18 protein-coding genes are annotated in these 24,548 nt (G+C 48.6%); 10 read left to right on the top strand and 8 right to left on the bottom strand.

Features of this window, described 5'->3' with window-relative positions; genetic code table 11:
- Positions 1–30: 30 nt before the first annotated feature.
- The 4 genes from KWJ01_RS25480 to KWJ01_RS25465 form a co-directional block, all read right to left on the bottom strand.
- On the bottom strand, positions 31–2,433 hold the full coding sequence (locus KWJ01_RS25480) for a 3-hydroxyacyl-CoA dehydrogenase/enoyl-CoA hydratase family protein (RefSeq protein ID WP_224999960.1): 2,403 nt from the start codon (positions 2,431–2,433) through the stop codon (positions 31–33).
- A 129-nt stretch (positions 2,434–2,562) separates the two neighbouring features.
- Positions 2,563–2,997 (bottom strand): MarR family winged helix-turn-helix transcriptional regulator, encoded by a 435-nt coding sequence (locus KWJ01_RS25475; RefSeq protein WP_224999959.1) that lies wholly within the window; start codon positions 2,995–2,997, stop codon positions 2,563–2,565.
- A 267-nt stretch (positions 2,998–3,264) separates the two neighbouring features.
- On the bottom strand, positions 3,265–3,684 hold the full coding sequence (locus KWJ01_RS25470) for a DoxX family protein (protein WP_224999958.1): 420 nt from the start codon (positions 3,682–3,684) through the stop codon (positions 3,265–3,267).
- Positions 3,685–3,782: 98 nt separating this feature from the next.
- The gene (locus tag KWJ01_RS25465; protein WP_224999957.1) at positions 3,783–5,378 is read right to left on the bottom strand and encodes a CHASE3 domain-containing protein; all 1,596 of its coding nucleotides are present in this window, start codon (positions 5,376–5,378) and stop codon (positions 3,783–3,785) included.
- A gap of 266 nt (positions 5,379–5,644) precedes the next feature.
- Here KWJ01_RS25465 and KWJ01_RS25460 point away from each other — a divergent pair, with 266 nt between their 5' ends.
- The 3 genes from KWJ01_RS25460 (at position 5,645) to KWJ01_RS25450 (ending at position 9,609) form a co-directional block, all read left to right on the top strand.
- Positions 5,645–6,883, top strand: a complete 1,239-nt coding sequence (locus KWJ01_RS25460) for an NAD(P)/FAD-dependent oxidoreductase (protein ID WP_224999956.1) — start codon at positions 5,645–5,647, stop codon at positions 6,881–6,883.
- Positions 6,884–6,925: 42 nt separating this feature from the next.
- Entirely contained in the window at positions 6,926–8,374 is a 1,449-nt protein-coding gene (locus KWJ01_RS25455; RefSeq protein ID WP_224999955.1) for an aldehyde dehydrogenase family protein, read from the top strand.
- A gap of 236 nt (positions 8,375–8,610) precedes the next feature.
- Positions 8,611–9,609, top strand: a complete 999-nt coding sequence (locus tag KWJ01_RS25450) for a hypothetical protein (protein WP_224999954.1) — start codon at positions 8,611–8,613, stop codon at positions 9,607–9,609.
- A gap of 69 nt (positions 9,610–9,678) precedes the next feature.
- On the opposite strand, the gene KWJ01_RS25445 is transcribed toward KWJ01_RS25450, so the two are convergent.
- The gene (locus KWJ01_RS25445) at positions 9,679–10,119 is read right to left on the bottom strand and encodes a DUF2267 domain-containing protein (RefSeq protein WP_224999953.1); all 441 of its coding nucleotides are present in this window, start codon (positions 10,117–10,119) and stop codon (positions 9,679–9,681) included.
- Between the two features lie 273 nt (positions 10,120–10,392).
- Between KWJ01_RS25445 and KWJ01_RS25440 the strand changes: the two genes are divergently transcribed.
- Positions 10,393–15,573, top strand: a complete 5,181-nt coding sequence (locus KWJ01_RS25440) for an ATP-binding sensor histidine kinase (protein ID WP_224999952.1) — start codon at positions 10,393–10,395, stop codon at positions 15,571–15,573.
- A 153-nt stretch (positions 15,574–15,726) separates the two neighbouring features.
- Here KWJ01_RS25440 and KWJ01_RS25435 read toward each other — a convergent pair whose 3' ends face one another.
- A complete protein-coding gene (locus KWJ01_RS25435) occupies positions 15,727–17,217 on the bottom strand; it encodes a Na+/H+ antiporter NhaC family protein (RefSeq protein WP_224999951.1) in 1,491 nt (496 codons plus the stop codon).
- A 283-nt stretch (positions 17,218–17,500) separates the two neighbouring features.
- Here KWJ01_RS25435 and KWJ01_RS25430 point away from each other — a divergent pair, with 283 nt between their 5' ends.
- Positions 17,501–19,006 (top strand): M14 family zinc carboxypeptidase, encoded by a 1,506-nt coding sequence (locus KWJ01_RS25430; RefSeq protein ID WP_224999950.1) that lies wholly within the window; start codon positions 17,501–17,503, stop codon positions 19,004–19,006.
- A gap of 16 nt (positions 19,007–19,022) precedes the next feature.
- Here the strand turns inward: KWJ01_RS25430 and KWJ01_RS25425 are convergent, their stop codons facing one another.
- A complete protein-coding gene (locus KWJ01_RS25425; protein ID WP_224999949.1) occupies positions 19,023–19,778 on the bottom strand; it encodes a VIT1/CCC1 transporter family protein in 756 nt (251 codons plus the stop codon).
- A gap of 271 nt (positions 19,779–20,049) precedes the next feature.
- On the opposite strand from KWJ01_RS25425, the gene KWJ01_RS25420 reads away from it, so the two are divergent.
- The 5 genes from KWJ01_RS25420 (at position 20,050) to thpR (ending at position 24,034) form a co-directional block, all read left to right on the top strand.
- A complete protein-coding gene (locus KWJ01_RS25420) occupies positions 20,050–20,685 on the top strand; it encodes a TetR/AcrR family transcriptional regulator (protein WP_224999948.1) in 636 nt (211 codons plus the stop codon).
- Between the two features lie 136 nt (positions 20,686–20,821).
- On the top strand, positions 20,822–21,520 hold the full coding sequence (locus KWJ01_RS25415; RefSeq protein WP_224999947.1) for a hypothetical protein: 699 nt from the start codon (positions 20,822–20,824) through the stop codon (positions 21,518–21,520).
- A 239-nt stretch (positions 21,521–21,759) separates the two neighbouring features.
- Positions 21,760–22,473 carry a porin family protein gene (locus KWJ01_RS25410; RefSeq protein ID WP_224999946.1) on the top strand — a complete coding sequence of 238 codons (714 nt, stop codon included), beginning with the start codon at positions 21,760–21,762 and terminating at the stop codon, positions 22,471–22,473.
- Between the two features lie 216 nt (positions 22,474–22,689).
- Entirely contained in the window at positions 22,690–23,325 is a 636-nt protein-coding gene (locus KWJ01_RS25405) for an autotransporter outer membrane beta-barrel domain-containing protein (protein ID WP_224999945.1), read from the top strand.
- A gap of 130 nt (positions 23,326–23,455) precedes the next feature.
- A complete protein-coding gene (thpR, locus tag KWJ01_RS25400; RefSeq protein WP_224999944.1) occupies positions 23,456–24,034 on the top strand; it encodes an RNA 2',3'-cyclic phosphodiesterase in 579 nt (192 codons plus the stop codon).
- A 3-nt stretch (positions 24,035–24,037) separates the two neighbouring features.
- On the opposite strand, the gene KWJ01_RS25395 is transcribed toward thpR, so the two are convergent.
- Positions 24,038–24,517, bottom strand: a complete 480-nt coding sequence (locus KWJ01_RS25395) for a DUF6702 family protein (protein ID WP_224999943.1) — start codon at positions 24,515–24,517, stop codon at positions 24,038–24,040.
- Positions 24,518–24,548 lie beyond the last annotated feature (31 nt).

The following is a 24,548-nucleotide window of genomic DNA, read 5'->3' as shown; positions in this document are numbered from 1 at the left end:
TACTAAATACTCAATACCCACTACTAATTACTAATTTCTCAAAGGCTTGCCTCCCTGAATAATGCTCTGTATCCGCTCCAGGGTTTTGCGTTCGCCGCAAAGGCTTACGAAGGCTTCGCGCTCCAGGTCGAGGAGGTATTGCTCGCTTACTTCCTGCGGATAGCTTAGGTCGCCGCCGCACATCACGTAGGCAATTTTGCTGGCAATCTTCTGGTCGTGATCGGAAATATAGTTACCTGCACGCATGCCATGTATACCCGCCAGGAAGAGTGCCATGCCTCCCCTGCCCTGTACCTTTACATTGCTGCGCTGGATGGGCTGTACATAACCTGCTTCGGCCAGGGCAAGAGCTGCAGCTTTGGCTTCGGCAATCTGCCGGTCTTTGTTTACCACCACCCGGTCTTTTTTGCGGATGATGTTCATGTCCATGGCCTCATAGGCAGAGGTAGCCACCTTTGCCGTTGCAATGTTCATAAATGCATTTTGCAGGGCGTTGTATTCTACGTCGCCAGACTCCAGCTTATCGCTTACACGCAGGGTAAATTCTTTGGTGCCACCACCGGCAGGAATAAGGCCAACGCCTACCTCTACCAGACCTATATAAGTTTCGGCAGCTGCCACCACCTGGTCGGCATGCATGGTAAGCTCGCAGCCACCGCCCAGCGTCATGCCATGGGGTGCTACCACTACCGGCACACTGCTGTAGCGGGCACGCATAATGGTTTGCTGGAACTGGCGCACCATAAACTCTACCTCATCGAACTCCTGCTCAATGGCATACATAAACAGCATGCCCAGGTTGGCGCCGGCTGAGAAGTTATCGCCTTCGTTGGCAATTACCAGGCCGCGGTACTTTTCTTCGGCCAGGTTAATGGCCCTGTTGATGCCTTCAATGACGCCGGCACCCATGGTGTTCATTTTGCTGTGGAACTCCAGGTTAAGGATGCCATCGCCAAGATCAAACACAGTGGCTTCGGCATTGCCCCATACCTTTTGAGAGCCGCGCAGGGTATCCAGCAGAATAAATTCTTCGGTGCCTGGTATGCCTTTATATTCTTTGCTCTGAATATCGTAGTAGAGCCTGCGGCCGCCTTCGGTTTTGTAGAAGCTGTTGTTGCCGCTCTCCAGCATCTGGTACACCCATTGGTTAGGCTGATAGCCCAGCTCTTCCATCTTTTGCACAGTCTTCTGCACACCCAGGATGTCCCAGGTTTCGAAGGGGCCCAGTTTCCAGCCAAAGCCGGTTTTCAGGGCATCGTCGATCTTGTAGAGCTCATCTGCAATTTCGGGTATGCGGTTGCTGCTGTACTGGAAAAGGCCATAGAAGCTGTGGCGGTAAAACTCACCGGCTTTGTCTTTGCCGCTAAGCAGTACCGGCATGCGCTCCTTCAGGTTTTCGATAGGTTTGGTTTGCTCCAGGGTGGCAAACTTGGGGCGCTGCTTTTCGCCATACTCCATGGTGTTGAGGTCCAGGGTAAGGATCTCAGTCTGGCCCTTGGAGTTCTTGGTTTTTTTGTAGAAGCCCTGGCCGGTTTTGTCGCCCAGCCATTTGCGCTCTACCATATCGTTTACCTGCGGGGGCAGGTTAAAGATTTCGCGCTGCTCATCGTTGGGCAGGCCGTGGTATAGCCCGTTGGCTACTTTTACCAGCGTATCGAGGCCTACTACATCTGAGGTACGGAAGGTGGCTGATTTGGGGCGGCCTATTACCGGGCCGGTAAGGCGGTCTACCTCGTCTACGTTCAGCTCAAGTTTCTGCATGGTGTCTACCACCTTCAGAATTGCATAGATACCTACACGGTTTGCAATAAAGGCAGGGGTATCTTTGGCCAGTACGGTGGTTTTACCCAGGTACTGTGAGCCATACTTCATTAAAAAGTCTACTACCTCCGGATTGGTTTTAGGGGTAGGGATAATTTCAAGCAGCTTCAGGTAGCGGGGCGGGTTAAAAAAGTGAGTGCCGCAGAAGTTTTGGGCAAAGTCATCAGAACGGCCATCCAGCATCAGGTGAATAGGAATGCCCGAGGTGTTGGAAGTGATAAGGGTACCTTTCCTGCGATACTTTTCAACATCATCAAAAACCTGCTTTTTGATCTTCAGGTTTTCCACCACCACTTCAATCACCCAGTCGCTGTCGCCAATGTCTTTCATGTTATCCTTGAAGTTGCCCAGCTCAACCCGGCTGGCAAAATCAGGGGTGTAGAGCGAAGCTGGCTTGCTTTTCAGGGTGTTCTCCCAGCTTTGTGATACAATGCGCATTTTTACGCGTGGGTCGTCAAGGCTTAGGCCTTTCTGCTGTTCATCCTCGGTAAGTTCGAAAGGGGCAATGTCGAGCAGGCGCACTTTAACGCCTATGTTGGCAAAATGTGCTGCAATGCGCGAGCCCATAATGCCCGACCCCAGAACTGTAACCTTATTGATGGTTCGTTTCATATAGCTTGGTGTATGGGTTTAGATTAAATTATAGTGGTTAGAAGAAAGAAGTATTAGAAGTTGTATATAAGAGACAGAACTGCAGGTTTACAGCCCCAGGCCTATCATCTTATTGCTCACATCTTGCTGCTATTTAAACTTGTGTTCATCTACAAGCCTGTTGATAGAATTGATAACTTCAAAGAAGCACTGTAGTTTGTTAGGAGGGATGTTCTCTACTACCGCCTGGTTGAAAGATTTTACAGTGCGGCGTGAGATTTCTTTTTTATTTTTTCCTTCTTCTGTTAAAAAAATTCTCACCAGGCGCCGGTCTACAGGGTCTGCCTGGCGGTAGATCAGGCCCTTTTCTTCCATGTTCTTCAGCATCCTGGTAAGGCTGCGTGCCTCCAGGCCCAGCAGTGGTGCAATTTTGGTGGCCGGTGTACCCAGTTCAGCATCAATGTTCAGCAGCACAAAGCCAATAGAGGTGGTAATATCGTACTTGCCAGCTTCTGTGTTATACATGCGTGATATGGCATGCCAGGCTGCTTTAATATTATAATCTACAGTTTCTTCTCTCTTCATAGATGCCAGGTCGATAGCTGCTCCTGCAACCGTTTGAAAATCATACAGGCTGCGTTTGTATTAACTCAAATATAAAAAAATATGTTATGCATGCATAACATTTATAATATATTTTCCTGATGCCCCATACTGAAAAACGGGAAGAAGGCAGTCGGGATTAGCCTATCTGTATAAAAATAGGGTAGAAAATTTGTTTAAGGCCTTTTTAAGCAGTTAAGGCTTTGGTTTGAAGAAATTTGTTGCTTTCCAGCTATTCCTGGCTGTTACTCAGGCAGCATGCTGCCGGTGATCGAGCGATATTTTGCCCGGACCGGTAAGCAACAGGCAGAATGAAACGGCCAGCACGTTAATGGCAGGAAAGTTTTGTTCGTAAGGCAGGCCTATGTGTACGATAATAAGTGCTGCAATAAAGTTTATCACCATAATGGCAGCAGCCAGCCTGGTTTGCCAGCCAACGATCCACAGGATGCCGCAAATAAACTGGGCGTAAGCCGAAACATGTGCAGCAACAAGCGGGGCAGGAACCCCTCTTGCTTCCAGGAAATCGCGAAACTCCAGCATGCGCTCCCAGCTAAAAACATTATCCTGGGTTCCGTGGATCAGCTGTACGGCAAAAGCCAGGCGCAATGCCAGGAGTCCCCAATGGCTGAAAGGGGCAAGTGCTCTGGAAAATGTTGCTGCTATCATGTATCTGAAAAAATATACTATGATAATATAGTAAGGGTAGGGGAAAAGAAAAAGCCGCCCACAAAAGGGGCGGCCCGGGTGTAGAAGAAGGAGTCTACCTATTTTCCTTTTAGAATGATCATCGACAGATCATCAGTAAAGCCACCAGGGTTCTGTATCCATGTTCTGCCGTAGCGAATCAGCTCGCCGCTTATGTCTGATGTTGTAAGATGGGCCAGCTCCTTTAATTTATTAGCCAGCCGTTTTATGCCCAGCACTTTGCGGGAGGGGTTTTTCGCTTCCAGCAATCCATCCGTTAGGGCGAGCAGTATATCACCTTCTTCGAGTAATACCTGCTGCTGCTGAAATTGCTGTTTTTCATGAAAGCCTAAAAACAGGCCTGGCAGTTTTATGATCTCTACCTCGCCACTGCGCTTCCTGAAATGTAGCAAGGGTGGCATTCCGGCAGCGGTAACAGTGTAGTGGCTGCCTTGCTGCTGCAGTACCATCATGCCCATGTACATGCCACGCAACTTAAGGCTCCGAATGCCTTCGGATGTTTTCTGCAGGATAACCTCGCCCGGCTGGTCCCAGAGGTTTTGAAAGTAACTTTTGGCGGTGGCAACCAGGATGCCGGCTTTCAGGCCATGGCCGGTTACATCGCCAATGGCAAAAGTAAAGTTACCATCAGGGTTTATGCGGTAGTCGTAGTAATCGCCGCCTACTTCAGAGGCCGATTCCAGGTACAGTTTCAGGTCCAGGTGCGGGAGTGCAGGGGGTGCATCGGGCAGCATGGAAAGCTGCAGTGCCCGTGCTTCCTCCAGTTCTGCTGATTTGCGTGCATCCTCGCTTTCCAGCTGCCTGTAGGCATGTTGCAGGCAGGCCTGCTGCCGTTCCAGTGCTTCCTGGGTGGTGTTAAGGTTTTCTACGTAGGCAGTCAGTTCTTCATTGCCTGCCAGCAGCTCCTCGTTTGCGGCATGGAGTTCTTCGGTTTGTTTTTGAACTTCTTCTTTAAGGCCTCTTGCCAGTATCTCCTCTTTAGAGAGCATGCGGCGAAGCGATACATAAGTAATAAAAAGCAGTGCCAGGCTTATAAACCCACCAGAGAGTCCGTACATGCTTGCCTGTAGCCGGGCTGTAGAGGTGGTTGCTTTCTGGTTCTGGAGCAAATCCTGAAATGAAGCCTCAAAGCTTCGGATATCGCTTTTTAAGCTATCCATCAGGTTTGCACCTGTTTCATTTTTAACCAGGCTAATGGCCTCCTCGCGGCTCTTATATTTGCTAAGATTTATGGTTTCTGCCAGGTATGCCTGTAGCCGTGCCACTCGTTCTTCTATATCATAAAAGACCTTTTGTTCATCCGGATAAACGGCTGTTAGTGCCCGCAGCTGCTGAACTAACTCCGGTACCTGCTTATTTGCCTCATGGTAGGGCTCCAGAAATTCTGAATTTTGGGTTAAAATGTAGCCCCGCTGGCTGGTTTGGGCATCTTTTAAAGTGGAGATCAGCTGCTCCGAGGCATTGAGCAGCTTGTAGGTGGTAATGGTTTCTTTGTTTTCTGCAGCATAGGCCTCTAAACTACTGTAGGTAGTATACATTTCTACGGCTATCAGCAAAAGTGCCAGCACAAAGCCCATTTGCATCAGGGCTTTTCTACTAATTGCCTTTCTGCCGGCAGAAAGTCTGTCTTCTATACCTTGCAAATTATCCTGCACAAGAACAATAATTATAGGGCTAAACTCTGGTTGCGCCTCAAAGGAGTTAAGGAAAACGGCAAGACTGAATATACAAACTATTGTTTAAACAAGAAAAAATGTCTCTGAATTTTGGCTTCCAAAACATAAAAATCTGTCTTCAATTAGCTTGAACTTAGTCTAGTTCAGTCACTTGCATAAGCCCTGTTTTAAAAGCCAGGGCCTTCCGGAGGCAAAAAGAAATACTAAATTTTGAAGCAAGACATTTTTTCTTCTAATTGAAGACTGTGTTGTACAAAAACCAAATCTGCATTGTTGGCGCAGGCCCTGCTGGCTGCGCTACTGCTCTTTTTCTTGCAAAAGCCGGTGTTGCCTGCCTGCTGGTCGATAAAGCCCGCTTTCCCAGGGATAAAATTTGTGGCGATGGCCTTAGTGGCTGGTCGGTAGCCATGCTCAACAGGCTGGCCCCGGAACTTAAGGAAGCGCTGGCTGCTGCGCCTGCCGCACTGCCCAGCTGGGGTGCCCGTTTTGTGGCCCCAAACCGGCAGGTGCTGGATGTTCCTTTTGTAGACCGCCACTTGCCTCAGGCCCAACCCCCCGGCTATGTGGCACCCAGGCTCTGGTTCGATAATTTTCTGATGGAGCAGTGCAAGCAGCATCCGCTGATCGAGGTAGCAGAAGGTGTGGCGCTGGTTAAATGGGAACGTGTTTCGGCAGACTGTGTGCGGCTGCAGGATGAAAAAGGCCTTGTAGAGGTAGAGGCAAAGCTGGCTGTTTTTGCCAACGGAGCACACTCGCAGCAGGCAAAAGCACTGGGGGGCATTCATGCCGAAAAGCGGCATTATGTTGCCGGCATCCGGGCCTATTATGAAGGCGTGCAGGGACTGCACCCCGATGGGCACATTGAGCTGCATTTTCTGAAGGAGTTTCTGCCGGGTTATTTCTGGATATTTCCCCTGCCCGATGGCAGGGCCAATGTAGGTGCCGGCATGCGCAGCGATATGGTGGCCAAAAAAAAGGTAAACCTGCGCAAATCTATGCTGGAGCTTATAGCGCAGGACCCGCAGCTGCGGGAGCGCTTTAGGCATGCCAGGCGGCTGGATGAGGTAAAAGGCTTTGGGCTGCCGCTGGGTTCAAAGAAGAGGGGTGTTAGCGGCGATAACTTTATGCTGGCCGGCGATGCTGCCTCACTCATCGATCCATTTACGGGAGAAGGCATTGGCAATGCGCTGGCCAGTGGGGAGCTGGCAGCCCAGTGGGCGCAAAAGGCCCTGGAGGCGCAAAACTACACTGCGGCTTTTCTGAAGGGTTATGATACAGCCATTTACAACAGGCTCTGGAAAGAGCTAAGGCTTAGCAAAACCCTGCAGGACCTGCTCAATTATCCCTGGCTTTTCAGTATGGTGGTAAACAAAGCCACGGCCAACGAAACCCTGCGGCAAACCATCAGCTGTATGCTTACCGATATGGATGTGCGCCAGCAGCTTAAAAAGCCCTCCTTTTACCTGAAGGTACTCTTTGGTTAGTATCCAATCTTTATTTAAGCCGTAAAGAAACGAAAAGAACTTATGGAAACAGCTGCTACCACTTCTGCCTTAGATACCGATGCACCTGCACAAATGCTACAGGTGTTCCAGCAACAGCGAACTACCAGCCAGGCCTGGCGCAGAAGCACGGCAGAAGAGCGCATAGAGCGTTTGAAGAAGTTGCAGCGCTGGATGGAGGTGAACCGTAATGCCATTCATGAAGCACTCTACAGAGACTTTGGAAAGCCTAATCCGGAGACCGATCTTACAGAAATATACCCGGTGCAGGCCGAGATAAAACATGCCATTAAGCATCTGCACGACTGGATGAAGCCCCAAAAGGTAAAAACACCGCTGCAGTTTATGGGTACACGCTCCTACATTCAGTACGAGCCAAAAGGCGTAAGCCTGATCATTGCCCCCTGGAATTACCCCTTCAATCTGCTGCTGGTGCCCCTGGTAAGCTGCCTTGCGGCAGGCTGTACTGCCATGCTTAAGCCATCGGAAGAAACGCCACATACCTCAGGCCTGCTGGAGCGTATGGTGGCAGAAACATACCAGCCTCATGAAGTGGCACTATTTAAGGGGGGCAAAGAGGTAGCTCAGGCTTTGCTGAAGCTGCCTTTCGACCATATTTTCTTTACCGGCAGTCCGCAGGTGGGTAAGATCATCATGAAGGCGGCTGCCGAAAATCTATCCTCCGCAACCCTGGAATTAGGGGGTAAATCTCCAGCCATAGTTGATTACACCACCAACCTGAAAGAAGCAGCCGAGCGCATTGCCTTTGGTAAATGGCTCAATGCCGGCCAAACCTGCATAGCGCCCGATTATGTGCTGGTGCATGAGCGTGTGTGTGAGCAACTGGTGCAGGAATTAAGGAAGGCCATCAACGGCATGTATGGTGGCGAAGGAGCTCAGGTAAAGGAAAGTAATGACTATGCCCGCATTATTAATAAAAGACATTTTGAGCGACTAAAGGCTGCATTGGATGAAGCGGCAGATGCAGGTGCTGTAGTAGAAACAGGAGGTAATTTCGATGCTGCCCAGTTTTTTGTTGCGCCAACAGTAGTTACCGATGTGCCTGAAGAAAGCAGCCTGATGCAGGAAGAGATTTTTGGTCCTATTCTGCCCATCAGGCGTTATACAGATCTGTCGGAGGCGATCAGTTATGTAAATGCCAAGCCCAAGCCCCTGTCGTTGTACCTTTTTACTAACCGCAAAGAGGTAGAGACAGCAGTGCTGCAGCGCACTTCTGCCGGTGGTGTATGCCTTAACGATACAGCCATTCACTACCTGCAGCCCAACCTTCCCTTTGGCGGAGTTAACTGGAGCGGCATCGGCAAGGCACACGGGCACTGGGGCTTTATGGACTTCAGCAACCAAAAGCCGGTAATGCGGCAGCGGAGCGGTTTAACCTCAACCGGTACTTTCAAACCTCCTTATTCGCCAAAGATTCAAAAGTTTATTAACCTGATGTTGAAGTACCTGTGAGGCGTTGGCGGAGATGAGAAACTAGAAGACAGACAATAGATTCTAAGATTAAGCTGGCGGAAAATCTAAAACATGGCGTGGGTGCCGGGAATAATTGTTATATACCATATACCATATACCATATACCATATACCATATACCATATACCATATACCATATATTTTGTACGTGATACTTTTTTTGTGCAACTTTAAGATTGCCTATACTAAAAATAAGGCTTGTCGGTTAATTGTATAATGAAACACCTACTGCTTCTTCTAATTGCTTTATGCCTGGTTTTTTCGGGGGTGGCGCAGAATAACCCGGTTTCTCAGCTCTCCATTAGCCAGAAACTACCTGCAGAGCTGCTTAAAAGCCGTAGCGTGGTTGTTATAAACGTAATGCAGGGAGCTGGCGGTCAGAATTCGTGGGAGGCAGTTGCCAAAGCATTACATCCCGGCTTAAGAAAAGCTGGTATCGATGCGGTTGCTTATTATGAGCTAGGCAATGTACTCTCAGGCCCCGATGCCACCAGTGGTTTCTTACGGGATTTTCAGCAGCGCGATATCCAGAATATTATTCTGGTTGATAAGGGCAGCGACATTACCCTTACCGTTGCACCCATCGGTAAAAAAGGTTTGGGACTGGTAGATGCCGGCACTGCTGCCTGGCAAACCAAAGCGGCTGCTCCTGCCGATGCAGCAGAAGCGCTGTATCTGGCGGCCAATGCAGAAAAGCTGCATCTAAGCAATTTTCTGATACCGGAGGCACCGGAGCTGTTTTATACTACGGATAACATCAATATAAAAAAACGCTTCTTCTCCTATCCGCTCGACCTTAAGTTCGATAAGCTGGCTGTGCCCCGCTATGCATTCATGAAAACCAGCAGCAGCGATAGCCTGTCGGCTTTAAAAAGCATTATGCAGCTTTATCCCTACGAATGGGGTGTTACAGAACCCGGAACAGCCGAGGATGTGCTGCGCATGAAGCAGGGCTATCCCTATGTGCTGCTCTACCTGTATACAGCACAGGATAACCTGCGCCGTTTTCTTACTTACGCACCTAATGAAGAGTCGCCGCTGGAGCTGCAGGCAGGGCCGGATACCGGTGAGCCGCTTTACAAGTTTTACATTCGTCACATACCAAGCGGCGATGTGTATGCGGGCTCCAGCTGGGATGCCTCTGCCGACTGGCAAACTGCTTTGAATAATTTTCTGCAGGGCCTTCGCAAAGAGCAGGCAGCCAACCTGAAATGAAAAATATAAGCATAAAAGAAGCGCTTCCGCAAACAGCAGAAGCGCTTCTTTTATGCTTTCAACAAGCTTTTATCCCATGATCTCCTGTACCTCTTTAGGTAGCTGGCCCATTACATGAATGGCCTCACCTGTAGTAAGGTACTGCTTCAGGGAGTCGATGGTAATCCGTACAATCTCGTCTGTACCCTTGCCCCAGTCAAAATTCTGTTCACCATAGAGGCGCTGGTAAGATTTAACAATATCTTTAAACTCCTCTATGCTGCGCGCACGATGGGGCTTCTCCTTGTACTCCCACTGGTCTACCCACACAGCCTTAAGGGCCATTGGCAGCTGGGAAATAACATGCAGGTTTTCATGGAACTCCAGGCTATCCCTAAGGGTATGCATCACAGCTTTAAGGATGCGGGTTACCTGCCCACGGTCCTGCTCGCTGGTATGCCCTAGCTTTTCTGCAAGTTGATTGACGAATGTATTACCTTCTTGTGCGAATTTATTGAAATCTAATGCCATATACTTAAAAATTAAGGGGTTACAAAAAAATTAATCTCTATTAAAAACTACGACAGCACCTTTCATGAGTTACTCTAATGGTAACCTAATTTTAAAAGAATTAGCTAAAACGCCTTTAACACTATACATTCGGGATGTAAAAGCTAAAGGTTATTTTCAGGGCAATTTCGTACACAGGCTGGCTCTTAAGCTGCCCTTCTTTTTTGGTAGGTTATTTTTTTGTATGGTTATTGCTATATATTTTTATAGACATTTTATGATGAGAAAGCCATAATGGCAGGCAAAGATCTTCTGGAAGGAGCTGTTCTTTTACACGACGGCAAACATACACAACTGTATGTGACAGACCTTCCTGCCTATGGAGATAGTGTAGTCATAAAGCTGGTAAGGGATCAGGAAGATACAGAAACTGTCAGGCAGCTGGAGAATGAGTTTCAATGTTTAAGCCTGGTGTCTTCAAAAAAGGTACGCCCTGTACTGGGAAAGCTAACCATAGAGTATCATACTGCATTGGTTTTGCACTATGTGGAAGGCCTGAACCTGAAGCAGTACCTGGCCCGGCATCGCCCCGCACTTTCCGAAAAAGTTATAATTGCCATTAGCCTGTGCCAGTTGCTGGATGTGCTGCACAAAAGGGGGCTGCTGCATGGAAACTTCTGCAGCGAAAATATAATTGTACAGCCCGACACCCTGTCTACGACTCTTCTGGATTTTAAGCTTGCCAGCCCCATTCCTAAAGAAGTGCACGGCTCTGATCTGCCCCAAAGCCTGGCTTTACCCTATATGGCCCCGGAGCTAAGCGGAAATGTAACTAATAATGCCGATGAGCGTGCCGATCTGTACAGCCTGGGTGTTGTACTCTATGAGCTTTTCGGGGAAAGCCTTCCCTTCCGGGACCTCTGCAACAATCCACAGGCGCTTATTCATGCGCATCTGGCGGTAGCGCCGCCTTTCCTTTTGCAGGTAAATCCAGAGGTACCGGCTACTATAGCTCAGATCATACACAAACTGCTAACCAAGGCACCCGAAGCCCGCTACCAGTCTGCTGCGGGTGTACAGGCCGATCTGGAGCAATGTACAGCCCTGCTGGGACAGAAGGGGGAGATTCCGGTTTTTAGCCTTGCCCGCTTCGATGCTGCGCCACGGCTGCAGTTTCCTTTACCTCTTTTTGGCCGTGAGCACGAGATCAGGCTGCTTCGCCAGGTCTGGCAGCGTATTAACAGGGGCGCGGCAGAACAGGTGTGGATAAGTGGCCATGCAGGTATAGGTAAAACAACATTGGCAGAGCAGGTACATGCCTGGGCTAAACAGGAAAAAGCCAGTATTGCCAAAGGCAAGTTTGAGTTGCTTTCTGCCAACAAACCTTATGATGGGCTTATTCAGGCCCTGGGAGGACTTATTGAAATCTGGCTTACCCGAAAAGATGAAGAACTGATCTACTGGCGGGAGAAAGTAAGGGAGGCCGTTGGGAAAGAAGTTAAAATTCTTTCAGGCCTTATTCCGCACCTGAACCTGCTGATGGGCAGCCAGCCAACTGCAGTTGCCCAGCTGGAGGGGCCGGAGGCGCAGTACCGTTTTCATGCTGTGCTTATAAACTTTATAAAAGCACTTGCAGACGAGGCGCACCCGCTGGTTTTTCAGCTGGATGATTTGCAGTGGGCTGATAGCGCAACCTTTAACCTGCTGCAGGAGCTGTTTTCAGATGAGGAGTTTACCTGCTTCCTTTTTCTGGGGATATACCGCAAGGAAGAAGTAGGGCAGGACCATCCGCTTATCTCTTTGCTTCAGAATAAAAAGCCGGGGTTTGGCAGGCTGGAAATGGAGCTGTCAAATCTTAATTTAGCTGAAGTAAACAAATTTCTGGCCGAAACCTTTCAGGAAAGCCCCGGCGACACTGAAGAGCTGGCCAATGTACTCTTTGCCAAAACCAAAGGAAATCCGCTGTTTCTGACCCAGTTTTTACGCACAGCTTTTCAGGCAGGGCTGGTGTATAATAAAGCAGTAAAAGGAGCTGTGCCGGCAGACAGGTGGCATTGGAACATCAGCGGAATTCAGCAGCTGCCCCAGACGGAAAACGTACTAAGCCTGATGATATCCCGCTTTAACCAGCTGGATAAAGAAACACAGGCCATGCTGGTAATTGCAGCCTGCATTGGTAAGCGCTTTAGCCAGGGCCTGATCATTGAACTGGTAGGCGACCTGGTGGAGTACCCGCAGGCAGTATTAAAAAAAGCTGTTGAGGAAGGCTACATCATAACAGAAATAGCAACAGAAGCAGGTGATAAAGATACTATGTATCGCTTTCTGCACGATCGTTTGCTTCAGGCTGTTTATTCTACCCTGGGCGATGAGCACAGGCTGCATGTTCACCATCAGATTGGCGGGCTGCTCCTGGCTAAGCTGGAGGATAATGATGAAGTGCTGTTTGATGTTGTAACGCATTTAAGCCTGGCACAACAGCTGCTAGATGGGGCAGAACAGCTTAAGCTGGCAGCGCTAAACCTTCGGGCTGGCCTTAAAGCAATGGGTGCTACCGGCTATGGTGTAGCGCTTAAGTACTTTCAGGATGGTCTGGCGCTCTTGCCGCAGCACTGCTGGCAGAGCAATTATAGGCTTACGCTGGATCTGTATACAGAAGCAGCCTATGCCGCATATTTAGCCGGCGCTTTCGATCAGCTCGAAATCTGTTTTCAGCAGGTTGAGCAGCACGCACAACATGTGTTGGATAAAGCAAGGGCGGTTGATACTAAAATACAATCCCTTATTGCCAGAAATGAAGGTCGGGCTGCTGTAGATACGGCTATGTCGATTTTAGCAGAACTGGGCGTAAAGCTGCCGCGGAAACCAGGCAAGGCAGCAATAGTAGCCAGCCTGCTAAAAACCGAATGGGTGCTTAAGCGAAAAGGCATTCATAAGCTGTCATCCTTACCCCGCATGACGGATCCAAAAGCCCTTGCCATTATGCAAATTATGGGCAGTGTAGGTGCTGCAGTATCCCGCTCTGCACCTATGCTGTTTCCTGTGTTTGTGTGCAAACTGGTGCAATTGTCTATAAAATATGGTAACACCATTGCCTCAATTCCCGCCTACAGTGGGTACGGAGTATTACAAACCGCTTTGTTCAATAAGGTGCAAACGGGCTATGCTTATGGCAGGCTGGCTGCAGACTTGCTGGAATCGCTGCATGCTGAGGCTGCTGTAGCTAAAACCTATGTGGTTATAGCGGCTTTTCTTGATTTCTGGATAAACCCGCTCCGCAATTCGCTGGAAATAGCAAAAGCGGCATACGAGTCGGGCCTTAAAAATGGAGACCTTGAATTTGCCGCCTCAGGTTTAATGATTCAGTGCACCCATGGTTACCTGGCCGGTGAGCCCCTGCCGCAGCTGGCTGCAAAAATGGAGCTTTTCAGCCAGAACATACTGCAGTTAAAACAAGAGCTGCTCTATCAGCAAACGCAGCTTTTTCATCAGGCAGTGCTGAACCTGATGCAGGAGGGTGAGCTGTCGGTAAAGCTGCAGGGAGCTGTTTTTGATGAAAGGGAGGTGGTTAGCCCCGCCTTTAGAGAAAGCAGCAAAACAGGCGTTTACTACCTTTATCTCCAGAAGCTTATACTGGCGTACTTATCAGGCCAGTACAGCATGGCACAGGAATACAGCGACTTTCTGGCCGATAAAAGTGAAAATGTGATGGGCTCGGCTGTATTGCCGGCTTATGTTTTTTACGATGGGCTTCTGCAGGCGGCCAGGTATCAGCATCTGCCCCCGGCAGAGCAGAAAAAAGCCTTAGCAAGATTAAAAAAAGCCAGGAACAGCATGGAAAAGTGGGCACGAAATGCGCCCATGAACTTCAGGCATAAGTACAACCTGCTGCAGGCAGAAGTTTCCCGGATAAAAGGAGATTACCCTGGCGCCCGCACTGAGTATGAAAATGCAGTGCAGGGTGCTCAGGAGCACAGATACCTGCAGGAAAAAGCCCTGGCGCTTGAACTTGCCGGGCAATCGTTTATGGCTCAGGATAAAGAGGAAACCGCCAATGATTATCTGCTAAAGGCGTATAAGGCCTACCTGCAGTGGGGTGCCAAAGCAAAGACAAGCCAGATGCTCAGGCAGTACCCGGCACTTCAGTCCCTGACTGCGGATCAGGCAGGCGGGCTTTCTGCTGTGTTGAATAAAGCATTAAATGTAGAGAGCCTGCTGAAAGCTGCTACGGCGCTATCGAGCGAAATGAGGCTCGACAAAATGCTTGAAAACCTGTTGAATATTGTACTTCAGCAGGCAGGTGCACAGGAAGGCTATGTACTCATTAACCGGGACGACAGCCTGGAGGTAGTGGCAAAAGGCAGGGCAGGGCAGCAGGAGGTGGAATTTTTGGCTGGCCTGCCCGTGGAGGAGTACAATGAGCTGCCTTCTTCCATCATCAATTTAACATTTCGGATCAAAGAAGAACTGGTACTGTCGGATGCGCAGAACGATAAACGTTTTGCTGCCGATGCCGTGGTAGCCATTCGCTACATTCGCTCGGTGCTGTGCTTTCCCGTAATAAGGCAGCAACGGGTGTTGGGCATTATTTACCTGCACAATACTTTAACAACCGGTGCTTTTACAACAACGCAGCTGCAGCTGCTCAGGCTTTTATCGGGGCAAATAGCGGTAGCGCTGGAAAATGCCCTGCTCTATACTCAAATGGAGCAGCGGATAGAAGAACGTACCGGAGAACTTAAGGTGCAGCAGAAAATTCTGGAAGAAAAAAATAAGGAGCTGCAGTTGCTCAATGAGGAAAAAGATGAGCTGGTAAACATTGTTGCCCATGATTTGCGTAGTCCTCTGAACCAGATCAGGGGCATGCTAAACCTGATTAAGCTGGCGTCGGAAAAGCTTACTGCCGATCAGCAGCAGTTCCTGGATCTTAGCCTTAAATCATCAGATCGCTTAAGTGATATGATTGCCCGTATCCTGAATACCAATGCCATGGACTCCCAGGAGATAGCGCTGAATCTTGAGATGGTTGATATGGAAATTCTCCTGGAAGATGTGGTAACTAATTTCAGGATACAGGCTGCTAACAAAAACATTGCACTACAGCTGGTGCTGCCGGAAAATACGCTTGAGATAGAGATTGACAGAAATTATACGATACAGATTCTTGAAAACCTGATCAGCAATGCGCTTAAATTTTCGCCGCCGGGCTCACAGGTGCAGGTGATGCTGTATGAGGATGGCGATGTAGCCCGTATAGAAGTCAAAGACCAGGGGCCGGGCATCAGCAAAAGAGATCAGAGGCGCCTGTTCAGCAAATTTCAGACCTTAACAGCCCGGCCAACCGGTGGCGAAGAATCTACAGGCCTTGGCCTTTCTATTGCCAAACGTTACGTAGAAGCCATGGGGGGCAGCATTGGCTGCGACAGCGAGCTGGGCGAAGGCTCCATTTTCTTCGTAGAATTCGTGTTGGTGTAGAGGAGGTGTCAGGTAAGGAGTCTTGGTTTGTTGCTGTAGAGGCTCTATAAACAGCTTAGCACCTCCTGCTATGGATGCCTGTAACCAGATAGGAACAGGCAGCCCGTCTTCTGTACCTCATACCCTGTACCCATACCTGATACCCGATACCTATTACACCATCATCCAGCCAGATACCAGGTACAAGGCCAGCGCTACTGCAGCGGCTGCTAGTGCATAGGGCAGTTGTGTGCGTACGTGGTCGATGTGGTCGGAGGCCGATGCCATAGATGCCAGTATACTGGTATCGGAAATAGGAGAGCAGTGATCGCCAAATACGCCGCCACCCAGGGCTGCAGCCAGGGTAAGGGGCAGCGGAGAGCCAAGGTTCTGGGCCATAGGAATGGCTATGGAGATCATAATGGCAAAGGTGCCCCAGGATGTACCTGTTGAAAAGGCAATAAAACTGCTCACAACAAACACAATGGCCGGTACCAGGGCCGGGTTTAGCCAGCCTTTAACCGCCTCGGCCGCATAAAGGCCGGTGCCCAGCGCATTACACACATTGCCTATGGCAAAGGCCAGCAGCATCAGCAGCGCCAGCGGCATCAGGTCTGATATGCCACGCAGGGTTAAGTCGATCAGCTCGCCGGTTTTAAGAATGCCCTGTGCTCTGTAAAGCAGCATGGAAAATAAAAGGGTAATGCTGATAGAGTAAAGCACTGCCGAAGAGCCGGATCCCTGGCCAATAGACAAGAGTATGTGCCGGCCCAGGCTTACACCTGGTTCTTCTACAGCATCCCAGCCGGTGTAGGCCAGCATCAGGGGCATTAAGAGTACCATCAGTACTATAGGCAGCAGCATGTTGCGCATGCGGGGGGGCACCCCAGGCTTGGCTTCCAGTGCTGTTACCTCGGCAGAGAGCAGGGGCTTAGCATCGGGGCTAAGCACCTGGCCGGTTTCCCTGGCTCTTTTTTCTGCTCTGTGCATGGGGCCAAAATCGCGGCCCGTTACAATAAGCACCACAGCCAGCAGCACGGCCAGTATGGGGTAAAAGTTCCAGGGGAAAGCCTGTACCAGTGTTGCAAACGGCCGATCAAAGCCCTGCAGGGCAAGCAGACCCATAATATAGGCCCCCCAGGCATTAAATGGAATCAGAATGCAGGATGGTGCTGAGGAGGTATCGGCCAGGTAGGCCAGTTTTTCCCTGGAGATTTTAAGCCGGTCGAATACCGGCCTGAACAAGGCACCCACCGTTAAAACGGAAATGCTTGATTCTACAAATATCAGCATGCCGCTGAGGAAAGCCAGCCCTTCCACACGCTTGCGAATACCTGAGCCAGAGGCATTGTTGTCTGCCTTTTTTTGTAGCCAGGCATCCAGCCGCAGCACAAAACCGGCCACTCCGCCCGAGCGTTGTACAAAGGCAATCAGGGCGCCTACCAATGCACTGAAGAGAATGGTGCGGGTATTGGAGGGTTCCTGAAAAACAGCCACCAGCCCCTGCAGGGTGGCAAAAAAGCCTGTAATGGGGTTGCCGCCGCTAAGAATTACCCAGCCCAGAAAAATGCCTGTGAGCAGCGATAGGTACACCTGCCGTGTTCTGATGGCCAGTATAATGGCAATAACAGGTGGCAGCAGCGACCAAAACCCAAAGTGTTCCATAGAAGGATTTAGCTGTGTATAGTTTTTAGATAGAGAATCGATAACTTTATCAGCGCATACAAAGCATTATCTGGCGGCTGGTGCATCAGTGCTGTTCTGCTGCCTGGCCTATGCTTTTGTACAAGCTGTTTTATATAATTCAGGCTGATACTCCCTCTGTAGATGAACCATCAGTTAAAGCAGGCAGTATAATACATAATTAGCTTAAAAAGGCCTAATTATTCTATTTCTCTATTTTATGCGAAAGTATGCTTACTTCTCTTTTTTGCTATACTTGTTACTTATGACAAACTGTGTTCCCCTGAAAGAACAGTCCGTTCCAAACGTGTGGCAGATACTTTATCAGCAGTACGATAACTTTAAAGAAGAACGCCTTAGCCACCGAAGGTTTACGTCATCGGAGTTAGAGGTGCTGATTAAAGAACTGGAGAACGATAGCCGCTTTACAGTTACCAAAGCTGGAGAATCGGTAGAGGGCCGGCCGATTTACCTGGTGAAATTAGGGTGGGGGCCCAAGAAAGTGCTGTTGTGGTCGCAGATGCATGGCGATGAGCCTACTGCCACGGCTGCCATTATCGATCTGTTTAATTTTTTTCAGAGTGATGAAGACGATGTCTTTGATTCGCTGCGGCAAAATATTCTGCAAAATACCACGCTCTATTTTTTGCCCATGCTCAATCCCGATGGAGCAGCAAGATACCAGCGGCGCAATGCCCTGGATATAGACCTTAACCGTGATGCCCAGCGCCTGGCCTCTCCCGAAAGCCAGCTGCTTAAAAATATTCGTGACAGCCTGCAGGCCGACTGGGGCTTTAACCTGCACGACCAGAACCCCCGTTATGCGGCAGGCCCAAAAGGACCTGCTGCCACCATTGCACTCCTGGCACCTCCGGTTGATGATGCCGGCACTGTTGACAACGTGCGCCGCCCGGCCATGCAAATGGTGGTAAAGCTAAATGAAGTGCTGCAGCCTTTTATTCCGCGCGGAGTAGCCAAATGGAACGACGATTTTGAACCCCGGGCTTTTGGAGAAAACATGCAACGCTGGGGCACCAGCACCATTTTAATTGAATCTGGTGGCTATCCCGGCGATCCGGAAAAGCAGGAAATCCGAAAGCTTAACTTTGTGGCATTGCTTGCTGCTTTTCAGAGCATTGCTACCGGCTCCTGGCAGCAGGAAAGTATTATTGATTATGATAAAATACCGGAAAATGCCCGCTTCTTCTATGATTTGGTGGTGCGCAATGCACAGCTTGAAAAAGATGGTTTCCTATATACGGCGGATGTAGGCATCGACAGAAATGAGAGAGAACTGCGGCAGCCTGAGCTGGGGCAGCCTGAGCTGGGGCAGCCCGAGCTGGGGCAGCCCGAGCTACGGCAGCCAAATCAGCCTCTCTTTTACTACGAATCTTCCATAGAAGACCTGGGAGATCTGTCGGTTTTTCAGGGCTTTGAAGAACTGAATGCCAAAGGCCTGCGGCTACAAGCCGGTAAAGTATATCCTTTTGCCTTCGAAGATATGCAGCAGCTGCAGTTGTACGGCGTAGAGAAGTTATTGAAAGACGGCTACACCAGTGTAATGCTAAGCAACATACCTGAAGATATGGAGTACAGTTCATTGCCCATTAACCTGCAGCTGCCAAAAACAGCAACTGGATTTGGTATGGACGAACCCGCTGATTTTGTATTGCTTAAGGGAGATAAAGTGCACTATGCCATTATCAATGGCTTTGTATATAACCTGCAGAAAGGAGAAGGTAAAGTTAAAAATGCACGGGTGAAGCGTTAGGAGCTTCACCCCTGGTTCATCCCAGGAAGCCCTCCAGCAGAGAGCCAACGTAGTAGGCCAGCATTGCAGCTGCGCCGCCTAGTAATAGGGTCTCCAGCATTGCCCGCCAGTGGTTTGTTTGGGTAACATAGCTCTTGAGGTAGCCAATACCTATAAACGCAAGCGCTGTGAGAAAGGAGGCCAGCCAGAAAGGATCTGCCTGCAGGCGTGTACCAGAAAATTCAACCAGATATGTAATTAGCGGAATAAGCCCCACCAGCACAAAAGAGGCAAAAGTAACAGCGCCCATGGCCAGGGGAGACTTGGTTTCACGCATCATCCCCAGTTCTTCTTTCATCATCAGGTCAACCCAGCGGTCTTTATCGGCGGTAATCACCTCCACTACTTTCTCCAGCAGCTCACCTTTGAATCCTTTAGCCTGCATGATCTCACGCACCTCCTCGCGCTCCTGTTCCGGCATATGATTTATTTCCCAGTACTCGGTACGCTCATGCAGGCTGTAATTATCCTGTTCGCTTTTTTTGCTAAGGTAGCTGCCTACACTCATGGCAAAACCATCGGCAATAAGGTTGGCAAAGCCCAGTATCAGAATTACATCTGCACCCAGACCACCACCGGCAGCACCTGCTACTACTGCAAAGGTGGTAACTGAGCCATCAATACCTCCGTAAACAAATTCTCCCAGGTAATTCTGCACAGACCGGATCCTGCGCAGACTGGTGCCGGGGAGGTTCGCTTCTTGATGCTTTACCGGAAGATAATCGGTGCTCATGGTCCACAATTTACAGCACGGCAATGGCTTTTGCTATATACTGACCTGCAGATTTATTTGCTTTTGGTTTAAGGGTAGAGGAGGTTCATTTTCTTAAAATACCTGGCTGTACCCTTGCTCCAGTTACACAAAATTGTTTACCTAATGAGCAGCTGCCAGCCTGGCAACAAAGTTTCGCAGAAGCATTGACTATTCCTGTAGTACCTTAGTACTAAATATGATATTTAGTACTAAGGTACTAGTGGCTTGATTTTTTTGTATATTAGTGATTATGAGTACTCAAGACAGGATTTTGGACACAGCCCTGACCTTATTTAATAATAAGGGAATAGCCTCGGTAAGCATGCGTGCAGTAGCAGCCGGGGCACGCATGAGTGTGGGTAATCTTACCTACCATTTCCCAAATCGGGATAGTCTTGTGCAGGGACTGCTCAACAGACTAATAAAAGAATTGAATGCTAAGATAGAAGAAACTCCGCAGCCCAAGCTATGGCTGGAGCTAATTTGGGAAGCCCTGCTGAACAGCTACCAGATTCAGCAGCGCTACCAGTTTATTATGCTGGACCTTGTACACATGCTGCGGAAGTACCCGACAATCCTGGAGCAGTTCAGGCAAAATTATGACCACCGCCGCCAGGAATATTCATTTATCCTGCAGGCGCTGGTGCAGGTGGGTGAGCTAATGTCGGAGCCGGAGAGCGGACATTATGATCGTTATATTTTACCCCAGCTCTATTGCATCAGTGATTTCTGGCTCTCTGAGGCAGCGCTGCTATACAAAGGCCCTGAAGATGAAAAAGCAGCTTATTATGCCCGTATGTGCATGGCGTTGCTTTATCCATACCTTACAGAGAAAGGCCGCAGGAGCTGGAGAGAGCTTTTTAAAGAACCGACAGGCAGTTTATAGTCTCCAGATTTAGATTAAGAAAGGAATGAGCCTTTGCTGTGATATGCAGCAATTTTTGTAGCTTTTACCCATGAAAAAGCTGATGTACCTCATTCTCCCACTCGCTTTATTATCCTGTGGTGACTCCAATAGTAACATGGCAAACCGGGCAGGAGGGAACAACCCTGCTGCCGAAGGTTTTGACCGTGAAGGTTCTGACAGCCTTGCCATTGTTTGGGCCGATGCCGTGATGAAGGCACAGGGTGGTCGTGAAGCCTGGGATAATACCCGTTACATTGGCTGGAATTTCTTTGGCAACCGTAAGCTGTTGTGGGATAAGCACACTGGCAGGGTACGTATAGAAGTGCCCAAAGAAAATAATACATACCTGATAAACGTAAATGATGAGCAGGGCCGGGTGCAGGTTGGGGGCCGGGAAATAACCGACGAGCAGGAGCGTAAGGAGTGGATAGACAAGGGCAGGCAGATCTGGGTAAACGACAGCTACTGGCTTGTTATGCCTTATAAGCTAAAAGACAGCGGCGTAACCCTTACCTATGCTGGTAAAGATACACTGGCAGGAGGGAAAGAGGCCGAAGTATTGGAGCTGCGTTTTAAAGAAGTTGGCTATACACCTCAGAATAAGTACAGGGTGTACATAGACCCTGCTGATAGCCTGGTAAAGGCCTGGGCCTATTATGAAAATGCAGCCATGGATACGCCTAATTTTATGTCGCCCTGGCAGGACTACCAGCAGCATGGCAACATCCTGCTTTCCGAAAACAGGGGTGAGCGCCAGATCACTGATATCAATGTTTCGGAAAATGTGGATGAGACATTATTCGAAGAATTTTAACAACAGCTATTTAATTTTTTTGTACACCACCAGCGTATCCACAGCTACTGATTTTAATAAGTGCATTTGCCTGTGTACCAGCTAAAAGAGCGGAAGCGCGCTTCATCTGTATTTTGTTGAGCCTGCCCCAATTGTACAGAATTGATTTTTTGTAATATTATTATTCTTCTTACACACCTGTACTATTGATGGTAGTTTAAGCCTATTATTGTAGGATCAAACTTCTCAACAATAATCAAATGAAAAAGGTGTTTCTAACGTTGGTGCTGGCTGGAACAGCCGCACTGGCGCAGGCTCAGATACAGATTGGGCCTAAAGTGGGTGTGAATGTTGCCACCATGAACCTTGGAGAAAGGGAGAATAAAGTAGAAGATGGAATAGGATATGCTGCAGGTTTAAATGTTGGTGTTGCTTCTAATATCAGGTTTACGAAGATGCTTTCTTTTGCGCCTGAAATTTCCTTTTCACAAAAAGGGTACAAGTATGATTTGGGTACCTCAACTATGAACGGTACAGAAGAGGAAACCTTCAAGACTAATTATATTGACATGCCACTGTTGCTAAGAGGCACTTTTGGCAGCGTTGTAAAAGCCTATGTAAACGCCGGACCTACACTCAGCTACTGGCTAAGTGGCAGGTATGAAGGAAAAGGAAACTACACCGAAAATGAAGTTACCCAGCCCTTTGCTTACGATCTGGAAGTAAAGTTTGTAAAGGAATACGACCAAATTGAAACAGAAGATTTTGTAGAGGTAAGTAAAGAACATGCAAACCGCTTTGAAGTAGGTGCCTCCTTTGGTGGTGGTGTTATGCTTCCGGTAGCTGGTAAAAACTTTTTAGTTGACGCCAGATATACACTTGTCTGGAAAGATATTTACAATGAAATGGACGCAAATGAAAAGGAACGTAATAAATTCCTTACACTGTCTGTGATTTACCTGTTAGGAAATTAATGCTGATCTAAGGCAGGCAGTTTGTCTGTTTGTTTATCCCGGTAATAACAATGTACCAGTTGTTGTTGCCGGGATAATTTTTTTAAAGTGGCATCATTGAAATTGGCTTTAAATAGAACAACAACCTTACGTGCCACCGTTTTTACGCACTTGCGGTTTATTTTGTATTGTTAATTGATGGTTACTTGCAGCATCAAACTACTTATAAATTAGAAGATGAAAAAGATGTTGTTTGCTGCCCTGGTGGCTACTATTGGCTTTACCAGCAGCGCTTATGCTCAGTTTAGTGCTGGAACAACTGTGTTGGGAGGAAGCTTTTCTTACAGTAAAGATCAGGTTGACTATCTGGGTTACTATGGTTCGGCAACCGCAACTGCAAAAACTGTAACTATCTCTCCAAGAATAGGTACATTTCTGGCAGACGACTTTGAGGCGGGTATGCAGGTATCGTATATGCATTCAGCTTTTATCAATGACACTGATCTGTCAGGTAAAAGTGCTCAAGATATGTTTACCCTTGCTCCTTATGGAAGAAAGTACTTTTCTTTGAATGAATGGGCAGGCTTTTATATGCAGGGCTCACTGGGCTTTGGCTGGGGGCGCTCAGGAGGCGATGATCTTGCCGGGTCAGATTTCAGAAACCGCGCTTTTACTGCATCGCTGGCACCAGGTGTTACAATCCGTGTAGGAGAACATGTGGGAATTGACTTTCAGGCTAACCTGCTGCAATACAGCCGTACTACAGCTGGCATAAAAGGTAAATATGCAGATACGAAGAGTGATCCTAACGAAACCGTTCAGGTAGGCCCAAATTTCAATAATGTATCTTTGGGGATCAGCTTCTTTCTATAAGCAACAAGAACTTGACTTATAAAGCTGCTTACAGGCATCAAATAAGTGCGCTAAGCAAAGCAGTACAGGCCACCCCAAAAAGGGTGGCTTTTTCTATAACCCTTATTTACCAAAGGGCGTAAAATTTACCATGCCGGTTCAAGAAAATTTATACTTCATAGCGCTAGTACCCGCTGAGCCCCTCCGCTCGGAAGCCTGGGCCCTTAAGGAGCACATGCGCGATACCTACGGTAGCAAAGCTTCGCTGAACTCTCCTGCTCACATTACCCTGCACATGCCATTTGAGCTTAAGCAAAACCGGGAGAAAGCAGTGATCGCATCGCTGCAGGAGTTGGCGGAAGGCTACAAATCTTTCAACATCGATATAGACGGTTATGGGGCTTTTCCGCCCAGGGTGCTGTTTCTGCACGTAGTACCCAACGCTACGCTAAGCCGCCTGCAGTCAGATGTGCACGAACTTATGAAGCGTGGTTTCAATGTATTCAATGCTGATTATAAGAAAAAACCCTTCCATCCGCACATAACGCTTGCTTTCAGGGACTTGAAGAAAGAGCGATTTAAGGAAGCATGGGAGGAGTACAGGGAAAAGGAGTTTAAGGCTGACTGGCAGGTGCAGGGCCTTACGCTGCTGCGCCACGATGGCAGGCAGTGGCAGGAACTTGCCCAGGCCATATTTGCCAATGTTGCTGGTGTTGATGAAGAAGAGTAGCGGCTACCACTTAAGAGTGCCGTTGTCATTATCAGTTTGCAGACGCATGCTCTGGATCTTACTGCCCACTTTTACATTTACAAGGTTTACCTGGTCGTTAAAGCGCTTAAAGAAAAGGCTGTTGTGCACATTAATGCTGCTGAGCTGCCTTACCTTAGGTACTTCCATATAAGCCCAGATGGCATCTTCTTCCACCTCAAAGCCCAGGTATTGGGCCTGCACAGCTTTTCCGTTTACCTGTAGCCTGAAATGCTGGTTTAAATAACTGCCCACCAGCTCCTGCACAAGCGCAGGGTCCGATGGGTTTATCAGGTCAATTTGATTTCCATAGCGCTCCTGCAGGTCTGCCTCCAGGTCGTCCAGAAAAATGCGATGAGAAATTTCCAGGCTGCCGCTTTTAGGGTTCAGCACCACTTCGCTTACGCTAAGGTGCAAAGGATGAAACCAGCCAACAATCAGGAGAAACAGGTAATTGAGTATCATATAGCCTTTATTTGCAAAATCAGGACCAAAC

The organism is Cesiribacter sp. SM1 (genome assembly GCF_020178975.1).
Lineage (GTDB): Bacteria > Bacteroidota > Bacteroidia > Cytophagales > Cyclobacteriaceae > Cesiribacter.
Note: the sequence above shows the minus strand (reverse complement) of the source record. Positions and strands in the feature narration are given on the sequence as shown.